Source organism: Microbacterium sp. OVT16B (assembly GCF_019969705.1).
Taxonomy (GTDB): domain Bacteria; phylum Actinomycetota; class Actinomycetes; order Actinomycetales; family Microbacteriaceae; genus Microbacterium; species Microbacterium natoriense.
Genome location: NZ_JAHXZA010000001.1, coordinates 2,334,382 through 2,348,308, shown reverse-complemented (window position 1 = coordinate 2,348,308; position 13,927 = coordinate 2,334,382). Strand labels below are relative to the sequence as shown.

Below are 13,927 nucleotides of genomic sequence, written 5' to 3'. Positions count from 1 at the left end.
GCGCGCCGTGCGTCCGTCGAGAGGCGGAGCGCAGCGTCCCCGACGGCCGTCGGTAGGCTGGGAGGATGGTCTCGCCCGGCATCCTCCTCGTTGACAAGCCCGCTGGGCTGACCAGCCACGACGTCGTCGCACGCACCAGACGCGCTTTCGGAACGCGCAAGGTCGGTCACGCGGGCACGCTGGATCCGATGGCGACTGGCCTGCTCGTCATCGGCATCGAAGGGGCGACGCGTCTGCTGACGTACATCGTCGGGGCCGACAAGACGTACGCCGCGACGATCCGTCTCGGGCAGACGACCGGCACCGACGACGCCGATGGGGAGATCATCGTCCAGGCGCCGTCCGATGCATGGGCCGACGTCACGGAGGAGCGCATCGCCGACGGCATCCGTTCGCTCACCGGGCGGATCTCGCAGGTCCCGAGCTCGGTGTCCGCCATCAAGGTCGACGGCAGGCGCGCCTACGATCGCGTGCGCGCGGGTGAGGAGGTCGTGCTCGCCGCGAGAGAGGTGACGGTGTCCCGCTTCGACGTGCTGGCACGCCGCGACGGGGAGGGCGTCATCGACCTCGATGTGATCGTGGACTGCTCCTCCGGCACCTACATCCGCTCGCTCGCGAGGGACCTGGGATCGGGATTGGGTGTCGGCGGCCATCTGACAGCGCTCCGTCGCACGCGGGTCGGCGACTTCGACGTCGCGGATGCCGTCGGCATCGATGCCCTCGAGGGGACGCCCACTCTCACACCCGCGCAGGCGGCGGCACGGGTCCTGCAGCCGCTCGACGTCTCGGCGGAGGATGCGAGGGATCTGCGCCACGGCAAGAGGCTGCCGGGACAGGCGTCGCGACTCGACGGAGTTCTGGCCGCCGCGATCGATCACGACGGCGTTCTCGTCGGGGTCGTGGAGAAGCGCGGTGCAGACCTCAAGAGCGCGATGAACATGCCGGAGGTCGCACGATGATCCTGTGGCTGACCATCGTCCAGATCGTCGTCTCGGTCGGCGCCGGCGTGTTCTGCATCTCGGCCGGACTCGCGGGCCGCCGCCCCAGCGATTTCACGGTCGGAGCTCTCGCCGCCATCGAGGCGCTGCTGATCGTGCAGGTCGTGGTCTCGATCGTGGCGCCGCTGGCGGGGAACCCGCCGACGGGAGATCTCCTCGAGTTCTGGGTGTATCTGGTGTCCGCCGTCCTCCTGCCGATCGGCGCCGTGCTGTGGGCCCTGATGGAGCGCAGCAGATGGAGCACGGTGATCCTCGGCGTCGCCGCGTTCGCCATCGCGATCATGGTCTGGCGCATGCACGCGATCTGGACGATCCAGGTCGTCTGAGCGCGAATCCCGACGCATCCACCCGCAACTAGGATGGATCGAGCTATGAGCACCACCGAACCCCCTTCTCGGATGACCGGCATCGGCCGTGTCCTCGTGATCGTCTACGCCGTCATGGCGCTGGCGGCGACCGGCCGCAGCTTCGTGCAGATCCTCCGCCGGTTCGACGAGGCCCCGTTGGCGTATTCACTGTCCGCACTGGCCGCCGTCGTCTACATCCTCGCGACGCTCGCCCTCGTGCTCGCCAAGAGGCGCGGGTGGTACACGGTCGCATGGATCGCGATCGTGTTCGAGTTGACGGGTGTCCTCGTCGTCGGTGCGCTCAGTCTGCTCATGCCGGATCTCTTCCAGCACGAGACCGTGTGGTCCCTCTTCGGGCGGGGGTATCTGTTCATCCCGCTCGTCCTCCCCGTCTTCGGCATCTGGTGGCTGCGCACGCATCGACCGGCTCCGGTCGCCCAGGAGGAGTCCGCCGAGGTGACCGCATGATCGTCTTCCGGGATCCGCTCGAGGTTCCGGTCGATTTCGGCCCCTCGGCCGTCGCGATCGGCAAGTTCGACGGCGTCCACGCCGGGCACCGCGCGGTCATCCGCCGTCTGAAGCAGCAGGCTGAGGCCTCGGGGGCGCGCGCGGTCGCGGTGACCTTCGACCGGAACCCGCTCGCCGTGCTGCGCCCCGATCTCTGCCCGGAGAACGTCGTCACGATCGAGCGCAAGCTCGAGCTCCTGAGCGAGCTGGAGATCGACGCGACCCTGATGCTGACCTTCGACGCGGAGCTCGCCGCTCGGAGCGCGGAGGACTTCGTCGCCGACATCCTGGTGTCGGCGCTGAAGGTCTCCACCGTGCTGGTGGGAGACGACTTCCGGTTCGGACGCGGAGGGGCCGGCACCCCGGCCCTGCTGGCCGAGCTGGGCCCGCGGTTCGGATTCACCGTGGAGGTCGTCGACGACGTCTTCCTCGAAGGATCGGACCGTCGCGTCTCCTCGACCTGGATCCGCGAACTCCTCATGGCCGGTGATGTCGCCGGGGCCGCCGAGGTGCTCGGCCGTCACGTGGACGTGCGCGGCGAGGTCGTGCACGGGCTGAAGCGCGGACGGGAGCTCGGCTTCCCCACGGCCAACCTGTCGACGATCACCGACGCCTTCGTCCCGGCCGACGGCGTCTACGCCGGATGGCTGGTCGACCACGACACCGGCATCCGCCACCGATCGGCGATCTCCGTCGGCACCAACCCGACCTTCGACGATGTCCTGGTGCGTCAGGTCGAGGCTCATGTCATGGGGGAGACGGAGCTCGACCTCTACGGACACGACGTCACGGTCGAGTTCGTGGAGCGCCTTCGCGGCATGGTCGCGTTCGAGGGCATCGAGAAGCTGAAGCAGCAGATGGCGGCCGACGTGGACGACGCGCAGCGGGTGCTCGACACCCGGGGCGCATGAATTCTCCGTGTCCTGCCGCGCCGACGTCGAGACGTATGGCGTAGACTGACGATCGGTTCCCGGTGATCCTCGCACGTCCTTCGTGCATCGACGGGAATCAGTACCACTGTTCGTACGGTCCTGGTAACGATTCGCCGACACCGGTGAGATCTCGCGCCACACGCGGACATCGAGACGGCTTCGGCGCACATCGGCACCGCGGCCCTCACGCTCAGGAGGAGCATGCCGACCACGGCAACCGCCGCCACGCGGCGAAGGAAGACGTCCCGTCGCGACGATGAGGCCCCCCTCATCCCGATCCTCGCGCGCAAGGTGCGCGAGATCGAGGCGAAGTCGCAGCGAGGAAAGCTCGGACCGACGAACCGCGTCAAGTTCCAGGTCATCGCCTTCCTGGTGCGCGAGGAGCGCGCCAGGGTCAAAGCGGATGCCGAGATCGGCGATGCCGCACGCTCCGAGCTGCTCAAGCGGCTCGACGGCGTCGCGACGATCCTCGCCAAGACCGCGGCGAGGGACACGTCGCTGATCCAGCTCCTCGAAGCGGACCAGGCCACGTCGCCGGTCGCCAAGCGCATGCGCAGGGACTGGCTGCTCGAGTCCGGCGCCGAGCTCGCTCCGGAGGAGCTCATCATCGCCGACGTCGCGCCCGTGCAGGCGCCGGTCGTCCCGGCCGCGATCGCGGAGCGTCAGGTGACCCCGCCGTCCGTCGAGTCGCGCCAGCTCGCGAACCCGTTCCTCGCTCCCGACCTCACGCCCCGTGTGACCACGACCCCGCGCCGCCGTCTGGACGGCTGGGAGCTGATGGGTCCGCTCTACAAGGCGTTCGAGACCGGTGCAGGCGGATCCGCCGCGTCCATGGACCTTCCCCCCGCGCCGGAGTTCGACCACCTGTCGCCCAAGGGCCTCGAGATCATGGTCCACCAGTCGCGGTTCCTCGAAGCCGTGCGCGCCGGGCACCGCAGCTTCCTGCTGGCCGACGAGCCCGGACTCGGCAAGACCGCGCAGTCCATCCTCGCGGCCTCCGTCGCCGGTGCGTACCCGCTGCTCGCCGTGGTGCCGAACGTCGTCAAGATGAACTGGGCGCGGGAGGTCGAGCGGTGGACTCCGCAGCGTCGCGCGACCGTCATCCAGGGTGACGGCGCCGACATCGACGCCTTCGCGGACATCTTCATCGTCAACTACGAGATCCTCGACCGGCATCTCTCGTGGCTCGCGTCGATCGGCCTGCGCGGCATGGTCGTCGATGAGGCGCACTTCATCAAGAACCTCTCGTCGCAGCGCTCCCAGAACGTCCTCTCGCTCGCGTCGCGCGTGCGGGAGCGGACTCCCGGCGGCAACCCGCTGATGCTGGCCCTCACCGGAACCCCGCTGATCAACGACGTCGAGGACTTCGACGCGATCTGGCGCTTCCTGGGATGGACCACGGGCGAGAAGCCGGGACCCGAACTGATGGAGAAGCTCGACGCGACCGGCTTCACGCCCGCCGACAAGTCGTTCTACCCCGAGGCCCGCGACGCCGTCATCTCCATGGGCATCGTGCGACGCAAGAAGAAGGACGTCGCCGCCGACCTCCCCGACAAGCTCATCGCCGACCTCCCCGTCCAGCTGGACGACGAGTTCGGCCGCAGCATCCGCCAGGCGGAGCGCGAGCTCGGCGAACGGCTCGCCGTCCGCTACCGGCGGATCATCGAGGCCCGCGGAGATCGCGGTCTCGCGCCGGGAGAGATCGACGACGACATCGTCCGTCTCGTCGCGCAGAACGAGCTCGAGGAGTCCAAGGCGGCGGGAACGGGCGGGGACAACGTCTTCACGATGGTCCGCCGCATCGGCCAGGCGAAGGCTCAGCTCGCCGCGGACTACGCCGCGCAGCTGCAGCGCTCGGTGGGCAAGGTCGTGTTCTTCGCGAAGCACATCGACGTCATGGACCAGGCCGAGGCGCACTTCGCCGCCGCCGGCATCCGCGCCGTCTCGATCCGCGGCGACCAGACCACCACCGCGCGTCAGCAGGCGATCGACGACTTCAACGGCGACCCCGCCGTCGGCATCGCGGTCTGCTCGCTCACCGCAGCGGGCGTCGGACTGAACCTCCAGGCGGCCTCGAACGTCGTGCTCGCCGAGCTGTCGTGGACGGCGGCGGAGCAGACGCAGGCGATCGACCGCGTGCACCGCATCGGACAGGACGAGCCGGTCACCGCGTGGCGGATCATCGCCGCGCACACGATCGACACCAAGATCGCCGAGCTCATCGACCAGAAGCAGGGGCTCGCGGCCCGCGCGCTCGACGGCGAGGCCGTCGACGACGTGGCGGGGGAGCCCGTGCAACTGGCGGCCCTCATGCACCTGCTGCGACAGGCCCTCGGCGCCGTCTGACGAATGGGCGTTAAGAACCTCGGTTCTTAACGCCCATTCGCGTCGTATTCGGCACGACTCTCGAACTTCTGCGGTTTCGTCTCGAATCGACCGTAAGATTCTCCGTTTTCACCGCCCGGAATGGCGCTCCATCGTTCTGGGGCGCTAGTGTCGTTCGCAGGCAACGTCGCCTTCCCCTCACTTACCCGAACAACCGAAGGCGGCAGCATGAAGATCGGCATCCTGACGAGCGGTGGCGACTGCCCCGGACTCAACGCGGTCATCCGCGCGATCGTGCTCAAGGGAACCCGTGCGTACGACCTCGAGTTCGTCGGCATCCGCGACGGCTGGCGAGGTGTCGTCGACGGCGACTTCTTCCCCCTGACCCGCCATGACGTGAAGGGCCTCTCGAAGGTCGGCGGCACCATCCTCGGCACCAGCCGGACCAATCCGTACGAGGGAGTCCGCGGCGGCGCGGAGAACATCGCCAAGACGCTGTACGGGCACAAGATCGACGGCATCATCGCGATCGGCGGCGAGGGCACACTCGCCGCGGCCGATCGTCTCGCGAAGGACGGCATCAACGTCATCGGCGTGCCGAAGACGATCGACAACGACCTCCGTGCGACCGACTACTCGTTCGGCTTCGACACGGCCGTGAACATCGCCACCGACGCGATGGACCGCCTGCGGACCACGGGAGACTCGCACCGCCGCTGCATGGTCGCCGAGGTCATGGGGCGCCACGTCGGCTGGATCGCCCTGCACGCCGGCATGGCGGCCGGCGCCCACGTCATCTGCATCCCCGAGGTCCCGATGTCGCTCGAGGAGATCTGCGAGCTCGTCACGAGCGCTCACGACCGCGGCCGTGCTCCGCTCGTCGTCGTTTCCGAGGGGTTCAAGCTCCGCGACATGGACGAGGCCTACAGCGACAAGGGCCTCGACGCCTTCAACCGTCCGCGCCTGGGCGGGATCGGGGATCAGCTCGCCCCCGAGATCGAGCGCATCACCGGAATCGAGACCCGTGCCACGATCCTCGGGCACATCCAGCGCGGCGGTGCGCCGTCCGCCTTCGACCGCGTTCTCGCGACGCGCCTCGGCATGCACGCCGCGGATGCCGTCGTCGACGCCGCGTGGGGTCAGATGGTCGCCATGCAGGGCACCGAGATCGTGCGGGTTCCCTTCGCCGACGCTCTCGGCGAGCTGAACACGGTTCCCCAGGTCCGCTACGACGCCGCGGCCACGCTCTTCGGTTGAGCCCGGGCTGGGTCCGGCCTGTCCGGTTCCGACAGACTGCCTGAGGACCGGAAGATCGCCCGAGTTCCGGATGAATCCGTCGTCGGCATCCGGATCTCGGGAGGGATGCCGGATCTGAGTGTCGTGTGGTCGAATGGGCCTGAGGTCTGGCGTCCGGGTCGTGGCTGGAGTAGACGTGGTGCCCCGTTCTGAGTTCCCGCGGGCCTTCTGTGTTCCGGATGAATCCGTCGTCGGCATCCGGATCTCGGGAGGGATACCGGAGCTCAGCGCGTCAACCGGCGAGGTGCAGCCCCTGGGCGATCGCCATCCGAACCACGTCGCGCACATACTCCGGTCGGAAGAACACCTGCTGGTAGTCGAAGCGGAGCACCGTGTACCCGCGCAGCCTCAGACGGGCGTCGGCCTCGAGGTCCCGACGTCGTGCCGTGGCGCCATGGTGCGCGAAACCGTCCAGCTGCACGATCAGCCGGTCGCCGATCAGCGCGTCGACGGGGTGACCGTCTATCCAGACCTGCTGTCGCACGCTGACCCCGATGCTCTGCATGATCTCGACGAACTCGGTTTCGAGCCCTGAGTCCGAGAGCGCCGTCGCGCGGGAGGCGAGGCTCCTCTCGAGCCGCCCCCGCCAGGCGACGCGTTCGAGCACCTGAGGGGCGATCAGCCTCTTGTTGAGGGCGGAATTCCAGATCGCCAGCGCGGCCGAGGGCTCCAGGCACTGCGCGACATGGTGCAGAACGTTGACGAGCGGTTCGGCTGGTGCGCGCCGACGAACGGGAGCAGGACCGTTCGACCAATGGATCCGTACGCCGTCGAGCGCCATCTTCCCCGATCCTGCGGGCGCCATGACGTGCACGCGTGGGTCAGCTGGCGGGGCCCACAGGCCGAGGCGCCGCGCTTCGCTGATACAGGTGAGACGCCCTCCCGCAGTGATCGCTCTGACGAGGTCGCCGTCGCAATCGGGGAGAGCGATCCAGGATCGGCGTACACGCAGCATCACACCTCGCTCGACGGCCGAGGCGAGCGCGTGCTTGCCGAACCCTGCGGCGTAGAGCTCAGAGGTGTGTGCGATCGCGTCGTGGAGACGCAGCCAGTCTTCGAGGAGCATCCGCACATTCTGCGGGAGCGGAGGTGCGTCGCAGGGCCCATAGCGCCACCTGTGGACGGATCCGTGAATCGCCTCCATTGTGGAGGAGAAGTGCGATCCGGCCGAGGTGCGGCACCTCGCCCGAGATCCGGATCGATCCGGCGCGGGCTTCCGCATTTCGGTCGAATGTGCGGATCTCGGACTGCCCGGATGCCGCCGCCATCCGCCATCCGGCATCCGGCATCCGCCATCCGGCGTCCGGCATCCGGCGTCCGGGGTGCTACTCCGCCAGGCCGAGCACGTCCAGGATCCAGGCCAGCTCGAACGCGCGCTCGCGCCAGGAGTTGTACCGGCCGCTCACGCCGCCGTGGCCGGCGACCATCTCGCACTTGAGAAGGACGTCGGCCGCTCCCGCCTCGCGCAGACGCGCCACCCACTTCGCGGGCTCGACGTACATCACCCGAGAGTCGTTCAGCGAGGTGACGGCGAGGATGCGCGGGTAGTCGACGCCGTCGCGGACGTTCTCGTAGGGCGTGTAGGACTTCATGTACTCGTACACGTCGGCGCCGTGCAGCGGGTCGCCCCACTCGTCCCACTCGATGACGGTGAGGGGAAGCGAGGGGTCGAGGATGGTCGTGAGGGCGTCGACGAACGGAACCCCGGCGAGGATGCCCGCGAACGACTCGGGGGCGAGGTTCGCGACGGCGCCCATGAGCAGACCGCCGGCGCTCGCACCCTCCGCCACCAGTCGATCGGGTGAGGTCACGCCGCTCGCGATCAGATGCTCGGCGCAGGCCACGAAGTCGGTGAACGTGTTGCGCTTGTGCAGGAGCTTGCCGTCTTCGTACCACTGGCGCCCCATCTCGCCGCCGCCGCGGACGTGGGCGATCGCGAAGATCACGCCGCGGTCGAGCTCGGAGAGGCGCGCGACCGAGAAGCCGGGGTCGATGGAGTGCTCGTAGGAGCCGTAACCGTAGAGGTGGACGGGGCGGAGCGCCGCGCCGGGGTCGCCGAAGGACCTCTTCCACACGAGCGAGATCGGCACGCGGGTGCCGTCGGATGCCGTGGCCCACGCCCGCTCCTGTCCGTAGTCGGCGGGGGAGTAGCCGCCGAGCACGGCGACCTGCTTGCGCAGCACGAGTTCGCGGGTCGCGAGGTCGAGCTCGTACACGGTTCCCGGCGTCACGAAGGACGTGTAGCCGAGGCGCAGGAACGGCGCGTGCCACTCGGGATTGCCGCTGACGCCCGCCGAGTAGAGGGGCTCGTCGAAGGCGATGTCCTCGACGGCATCCGTGCCGTAGTCGAGCAGCGCCACGCGCTCGAGGCCTTCGTTGCGGTACTCGACGGTCGCGAAGTCGCGGAACGCGTCCATCCCGAGCAGCCGCCTCCCCGGACGGTGCGGGAGCACGACATGGCGCGCGCCCTGCGGAGCGGATGCCGCGACCGAGACGAGCTCGAAGTCGAGGGCATCCTGATTGTGCAGGATGTAGAGCCGGTCCTCGCCGTCGACGACGGCGTGCTCGACCGAGTACTCGACGCCCTCGCTGCGGGGCCAGACGATGGTCGGCTCAGCGGTGAGGTCACCGGACAGGTCGACGAGGTACTCCTCGCTCGTGATGCTCGAGCCGACGGCGATCACGAGGTACTTCCGGCTGCGCGTGATGCCCGCCCCGAGCCAGAACTTCTCGTCGGGCTCGTGGAAGAGGCGCAGATCGTCGGCGACGTCCGTGCCGAGACGGTGCAGCCACAGGGTGTCGGGGCGCCAGGCCTCGTCTCGGGTCGTGTAGAGGACGCCCGTGCCGTCGGGGGTGAAGAACGCACCGCCGGTGTTCGGGATCTCATCGGGCAGCGTCTCGCCGGTGACGAGGTCGCGGACCCGCACCGTGTACAGCTCATCGCCCTCGAAGTCGGTCGACCAGAGCAGCTTCGTCGCGTCGTCGGTGGTGTCGAACGCACCGAGTGAGAAGAACTCGTGCCCCTCGGCTTCGACGTTCCCGTCGAGCAGGACGCTCTCGCCCGGCACGGGCACACCAGGCTCGAGCAGCGGAGGAGTCCAGTCGTCTGCCACTGCGGCGGTGCGGCAGTGGATGCCGTACTGCGCCCCCTCCTCGGTGCGGCTGTAGTACCACCAGTCGCCCCGGCGCGTCGGCACGGACAGATCGGTCTCCTGGACGCGGCCCTTGATCTCCTGGAACAGACGCTCGCGCAGCGGTTCGAGGTGGGCCGTCTCGGCATCCGTGTGGGCGTTCTCCGCCTCGAGATGAGCGATGACCTCGGCGGACTCCTTGTCGCGCATCCATTCGTAGGGATCCTCGAAGGTGTCACCGTGGTGGGTGCGGAGTGTCGAGCGGCGGGCGGCGATCGGGGCATCAGTCACCGTTCCACGCTAGCCCAGGTCGAGTTGACCGGCCCCTGTGCGGGTGGGAGGATTTACCGGGGCCGGTTAACGGAAGTCAAACCCACGATGAACTCTTCGTTCGTCACGTCGATCCCGTCGACACGAATCTTCTTCCTCAACGACCGAAAGCGAACGGTGGAAACCGCAGCCCTCATCGTCGTGCTCGTCATCGCACTTGCACTGTTCTTCGACTTCACCAACGGGTTTCACGACACGGCCAACGCGATGGCGACGCCCATCGCGACCGGAGCCCTCAAGCCCAAGACCGCGGTGCTCCTCGCCGCTGGGCTCAACCTGGTCGGCGCGTTCCTCTCGACCGAGGTGTCGCAGACCGTCTCGCACGGCATCATCCGTGAGGAGGGGCTGCAGGATCAGGCGAGCATCTTCCTGCCGATGATCTTCGCCGGTCTCATCGGCGCGATCACCTGGAACATGCTGACCTGGCTGCTCGGCCTTCCGTCGAGCTCCTCGCACGCGCTGTTCGGCGGCCTGATCGGCGCGACCCTCGTCGGGGTCGGCGTCGGCGGCATCGACTTCGGAGCCGTGCTCTCCAAGATCATCCTCCCCGCGCTGATCGCCCCCGTCACGGCGGGGCTCATCGCGTTCGCCGCCACCAAGATCGCGTACTCGATCACGCGACGCTACGACAACAAGCCCGACGGACGCGACGGCTTCCGCTGGGGGCAGATCTTCACGTCGTCCATGGTCGCGCTCGCGCACGGAACGAACGACGCGCAGAAGACCATGGGCGTCATCACCCTCGCGCTCATCACCGTCGGCTGGCAGAGCCGCGACCAGGCGGACCCCTACCTGTGGGTCATCATCGCCTGTGCCGTGACGATCGCGCTCGGAACCTATCTCGGTGGCTGGCGGATCATCCGCACCCTCGGCAAGGGGCTCACGGAGGTCAAGCCCGCGCAGGGCTTCTCGGCGGAGAGCTCGACCGCGGCGACGATCCTCGCGTCGAGCTACTTCGGCTTCGCGCTCTCGACCACCCAGGTCGCCTCCGGATCGGTGATCGGATCCGGCCTCGGCCGCCGAGGATCCACCGTCCGCTGGCGCACAGCGGGGCGCATCGCGATCGGCTGGCTGCTGACCCTTCCGGCCGCCGGCGCGGTCGGAGCCTTCGCCGCCCTGCTGATCACCTGGCTCGGTCCCTGGGGCATCGCGATCGACACCGTCCTCGCTCTCGGCGTGATCATCGGCCTCTTCCTGCGCTCGCGCAAGGACGCAGTGACGCACGCCAACGCGATGAGCGATGTGGCGGAGTCCGGTCTCGCCGTCGAGCTTCCCGACACCCCGCCGCCCACGCGGAGGCAGCAGCGCATCGAGCAGGCGAAGGCGGAGGCCAAGGCGCGTGCAGCCGCCCGCGAGAAGGCGAAGGCCGACGCGAAGAAGGCCGCCGACGACAGGAAGAAGTCGTCGAAGGCCAAGTCAGCGAAGAAGGATGCTGCGGCATCGACCGGTGAGGAGTCGAAGTGAACGTCGTCATCGACTGGAACGCCTTCATCCTGGTGTTCGCCGCCGCACTGATCGGAGCGTGTGCTGTCGTCGGGTTCTACGCGATGGGCCTCCGTCTGCTCGTCCGCGGCGGGCATGCTCCCGTGGTGAGCCCCGCCGAGTTCACCGACGCGATCACGGTGATCACGGAGAAGGACCTCAAGCGCGCGGCCAAGCAGGCCGCCAAGGCGGCCAAGAAGAGTCCGCTCACCGACGCGCAGAAGCGCCTCTCCCTGGTCGGCGCCTACGCCTGTTTCGTCGTCTGCGCTCTCGCGGTGATCGGCGGCATCGCGCTGATCGTCATCGGCGGGCACTGACCCGCCAGGAGGATCAGCTCAGCAGACCGGCGACGAGGTCGTCGATCACGTCGTCGGTCGAGGTGTCCGGATCGATCGGAGTGGTCAGTCTGTCCAGCAGAAGACCGTCGATCGCGTAGTGGAACAGGGCGATCTCGCGTCGGCCGCCGGGGAGTCCGGCCGCGCTGTTGAAGGCGACGTCGCCATCGAAGCCCGCGCGCTGCCACGCGCCGAGGACGGCGGCGACCTCGGGCCGCCGGCTGCTCTCCAGGCGCAGTTCGAACAGGGCGATCGTGACCTCGCGATCGCCGGTGAGGCGACGGACGATGTCGCGGACGTAGTCGGCGAACAGCGCCCTGCTCGGGGCCTCCGAGGCTCGTCGGTCGAGGTCCTGGGCGGTCGGGGCGAGACGCTCGCCGATGCGCTCGACGAGTCCGGCGACGAGGGCGTCTCTGCTCCGGAAGTAGTTGGACGTGGTGCCCGTCGGCGCGCCGGCCTCGAGGTCGACGGCGCGGTGGGTGAGACCCCGTGATCCTTCGCGAGCGAGCACGGTGAGGCCTGCATCCGCCAGAGACCGGCGGCGGGTGTCGTTCTTCGCCATGCGCTCACTGTAGCGCAACCACTACAGCTGATGTACTCTTCATTCACGACAGATGTTGTGATTGGAGTAGTGATGCGAGAACTGGTCTACTACGTGGCCGTGAGCCTCGACGGCTTCATCGCCGGGCCTGAGGGGGAGTTCGACGCCCTCCTCAGCGAGGGCGATCACATGGCGGCGATCAACGAGCGCTTCGGGGACACCGTCCCCACCGCCATCGCCGAGGCGCAGGGGATCTCCCGCGACGGCGGAATGTTCGACACGGTGCTGATGGGGTGGAACACCTACGCCGTGGGTCTGCCGTTCGGCGTCACGAGCCCGTACCGGCACCTGCGCCAGATCGTGTTCTCCCGCTCGAACACGGCGAGCGGGGAGAACCTCGAGGTGTCGGCGGATGATCCTGTCCGCGTGGTCAGGGATCTCAAGCAGAAAAGCGGCGGCGCCATCTGGCTCTGCGGGGGAGGCGCTCTCGCGGCGACCCTCGCCGACGAGATCGATCGCCTCGTGCTGAAGCGGAACCCGCTGCTGTTCGGCAGCGGCATCCCGCTGTTCGGCGCGCGCCCCTACCGTCCGGAGCGGTTCGACGAGATCGGGACGACGGCGTTCGGGTCGGGTGTCGTGCTGTCCGAGTACGTCCGCGGGGCCGTCGAGTGACGGCGGGCGGCGAGGCGTCTGTCCCGCCGCCTAGGCTGGAGCCATGTCCGAGCCCCAGGGAGCCGAGTACGCGTTCGGCAGACACCGGCCCGCATCGCACGTGCTCATCCACGTCAGCGATCCGCACTTCCTCGCGGGTGGTGCGCGGCTGGGTGGGCGCTACGACGTGGAGGCGAACTTCGGGCGAACCCTCGACGCGATCGGCGCGGTGCACCCCCATCCGGCGGCCATCGTCATCACGGGTGACCTCGCCGACCTGGGGGAGCCCGACGCCTACCGCCGGCTCCGCGACGCCGTCGAACCGGTGGCGGACGCGCTCGACACCACTGTCGTCTGGGTCGCGGGCAATCATGACGAGCGCCCCGCGCTGCGGGCCGGTCTCCTCGATCTGAGCCCCACCGAGGAGCCGGTCACCGGCGTCTGGGACCTCGACGGACTCCGGCTGATCGCTCTCGACACCAGCGTGCCCGGCTGGCATCACGGGGACCTCGACCGCGCGCAGCTCGATTGGCTGGCCGATCTGCTCAGCGAGCCCGCCCCGCACGGAACGCTGCTGGCCATGCACCATCCGCCGCTGCCGAGTCATCTGCCGCTCTTCGACATCCTCGAGCTGAGGCATCAGGACGAGCTCGCCGAGATCGTCCGCGGCAGCGACGTGCGCAGCATCCTCGCCGGCCACCTGCACTACTCCTCGCACGGGATGTTCGCGGGCGTTCCCGTGAGCGTGGCGTCGGCGACGTGCTACACGATGAACGTGGCGCTGCCCGCGGCGGAGGTCAACGGGATGGACGCCGCTCAGGCGTTCCAGCTGGTGCACGTGCACCCCGACACGATCACGCATGCGGTGGTCCCCGTGACCGATGCCGACACCGGCACGTACTTCTCGCCGGAGTGGCTGGAGCGGATGGCGCGCCTCTCGCCCGAGCAGCGACTCGAGGCGTTCTCCCGCAAACGCGGTCGCTGAACGGGCGCGGCCGTGGCGCAGGCGTAGACTTGTGGCATCCCCCATACTTCTCACTCGCCACGACCCA

13 protein-coding genes are annotated in these 13,927 nt (G+C 68.7%); 10 read left to right on the top strand and 3 right to left on the bottom strand.

What is annotated here, in order from left to right; genetic code table 11:
- The first annotated feature begins 65 nt into the window (after window positions 1-65).
- From truB to LC438_RS11200, 6 genes are all read left to right on the top strand, one after another.
- Window positions 66-959, top strand: coding sequence for a tRNA pseudouridine(55) synthase TruB (gene truB, locus LC438_RS11225; RefSeq protein WP_105674615.1), 894 nt, complete (start codon window positions 66-68; stop codon window positions 957-959).
- Window positions 956-1,324, top strand: a complete 369-nt coding sequence (locus LC438_RS11220) for a hypothetical protein (protein ID WP_223586615.1) — start codon at window positions 956-958, stop codon at window positions 1,322-1,324. The genes truB and LC438_RS11220 overlap by 4 nt, the downstream gene beginning before the upstream one ends.
- A 45-nt stretch (window positions 1,325-1,369) precedes the next feature.
- On the top strand, window positions 1,370-1,813 hold the full coding sequence (locus LC438_RS11215; RefSeq protein WP_374197877.1) for a hypothetical protein: 444 nt from the start codon (window positions 1,370-1,372) through the stop codon (window positions 1,811-1,813).
- Window positions 1,810-2,763, top strand: a complete 954-nt coding sequence (locus tag LC438_RS11210) for a bifunctional riboflavin kinase/FAD synthetase (RefSeq protein ID WP_223586614.1) — start codon at window positions 1,810-1,812, stop codon at window positions 2,761-2,763. Before LC438_RS11215 ends, LC438_RS11210 begins: the two co-directional genes overlap by 4 nt.
- A gap of 222 nt (window positions 2,764-2,985) precedes the next feature.
- Window positions 2,986-5,130, top strand: coding sequence for a DEAD/DEAH box helicase (locus LC438_RS11205; RefSeq protein ID WP_223586613.1), 2,145 nt, complete (start codon window positions 2,986-2,988; stop codon window positions 5,128-5,130).
- Window positions 5,131-5,337: 207 nt separating this feature from the next.
- Window positions 5,338-6,366 (top strand): ATP-dependent 6-phosphofructokinase, encoded by a 1,029-nt coding sequence (locus LC438_RS11200; RefSeq protein ID WP_105674605.1) that lies wholly within the window; start codon window positions 5,338-5,340, stop codon window positions 6,364-6,366.
- Between the two features lie 271 nt (window positions 6,367-6,637).
- Here LC438_RS11200 and LC438_RS11195 read toward each other — a convergent pair whose 3' ends face one another.
- Both LC438_RS11195 and LC438_RS11190 read right to left on the bottom strand, forming a co-directional pair.
- A complete protein-coding gene (locus LC438_RS11195; protein WP_223586612.1) occupies window positions 6,638-7,471 on the bottom strand; it encodes an endonuclease domain-containing protein in 834 nt (277 codons plus the stop codon).
- Window positions 7,472-7,730: 259 nt separating this feature from the next.
- Window positions 7,731-9,827: a S9 family peptidase gene (locus tag LC438_RS11190; protein WP_223586611.1), complete on the bottom strand. Its 2,097-nt coding sequence runs from the start codon at window positions 9,825-9,827 to the stop codon at window positions 7,731-7,733.
- A gap of 156 nt (window positions 9,828-9,983) precedes the next feature.
- On the opposite strand from LC438_RS11190, the gene LC438_RS11185 reads away from it, so the two are divergent.
- Both LC438_RS11185 and LC438_RS11180 read left to right on the top strand, forming a co-directional pair.
- A complete protein-coding gene (locus LC438_RS11185; protein WP_105674718.1) occupies window positions 9,984-11,330 on the top strand; it encodes an inorganic phosphate transporter in 1,347 nt (448 codons plus the stop codon).
- Window positions 11,327-11,665 carry a peptidase gene (locus LC438_RS11180; RefSeq protein ID WP_105674599.1) on the top strand — a complete coding sequence of 113 codons (339 nt, stop codon included), beginning with the start codon at window positions 11,327-11,329 and terminating at the stop codon, window positions 11,663-11,665. Before LC438_RS11185 ends, LC438_RS11180 begins: the two co-directional genes overlap by 4 nt.
- Window positions 11,666-11,678: 13 nt before the next feature.
- On the opposite strand, the gene LC438_RS11175 is transcribed toward LC438_RS11180, so the two are convergent.
- Window positions 11,679-12,245, bottom strand: a complete 567-nt coding sequence (locus LC438_RS11175; RefSeq protein WP_105674597.1) for a TetR/AcrR family transcriptional regulator — start codon at window positions 12,243-12,245, stop codon at window positions 11,679-11,681.
- A 72-nt stretch (window positions 12,246-12,317) separates the two neighbouring features.
- On the opposite strand from LC438_RS11175, the gene LC438_RS11170 reads away from it, so the two are divergent.
- On the top strand, window positions 12,318-12,896 hold the full coding sequence (locus tag LC438_RS11170) for a dihydrofolate reductase family protein (protein ID WP_223586610.1): 579 nt from the start codon (window positions 12,318-12,320) through the stop codon (window positions 12,894-12,896).
- A 43-nt stretch (window positions 12,897-12,939) separates the two neighbouring features.
- Window positions 12,940-13,860, top strand: coding sequence for a metallophosphoesterase (locus LC438_RS11165; protein WP_223586609.1), 921 nt, complete (start codon window positions 12,940-12,942; stop codon window positions 13,858-13,860).
- Window positions 13,861-13,927: the final 67 nt, after the last annotated feature.

What these genes read in the sequence shown, in the direction of transcription:
- truB (WP_105674615.1), top strand. Translation starts at nt 66, where the DNA reads ATGGTCTCGCCCGGCATCCTCCTCGTTGACAAGCCCGCTGGGCTGACC.
- LC438_RS11220 (WP_223586615.1), top strand. Translation starts at nt 956, where the DNA reads ATGATCCTGTGGCTGACCATCGTCCAGATCGTCGTCTCGGTCGGCGCC.
- LC438_RS11215 (WP_374197877.1), top strand. Translation starts at nt 1,370, where the DNA reads ATGAGCACCACCGAACCCCCTTCTCGGATGACCGGCATCGGCCGTGTC.
- LC438_RS11210 (WP_223586614.1), top strand. Translation starts at nt 1,810, where the DNA reads ATGATCGTCTTCCGGGATCCGCTCGAGGTTCCGGTCGATTTCGGCCCC.
- LC438_RS11205 (WP_223586613.1), top strand. Translation starts at nt 2,986, where the DNA reads ATGCCGACCACGGCAACCGCCGCCACGCGGCGAAGGAAGACGTCCCGT.
- LC438_RS11200 (WP_105674605.1), top strand. Translation starts at nt 5,338, where the DNA reads ATGAAGATCGGCATCCTGACGAGCGGTGGCGACTGCCCCGGACTCAAC.
- LC438_RS11195 (WP_223586612.1), bottom strand. Translation starts at nt 7,471, where the DNA reads ATGCTCCTCGAAGACTGGCTGCGTCTCCACGACGCGATCGCACACACC.
- LC438_RS11175 (WP_105674597.1), bottom strand. Translation starts at nt 12,245, where the DNA reads ATGGCGAAGAACGACACCCGCCGCCGGTCTCTGGCGGATGCAGGCCTC.
- LC438_RS11170 (WP_223586610.1), top strand. Translation starts at nt 12,318, where the DNA reads ATGCGAGAACTGGTCTACTACGTGGCCGTGAGCCTCGACGGCTTCATC.
- LC438_RS11165 (WP_223586609.1), top strand. Translation starts at nt 12,940, where the DNA reads ATGTCCGAGCCCCAGGGAGCCGAGTACGCGTTCGGCAGACACCGGCCC.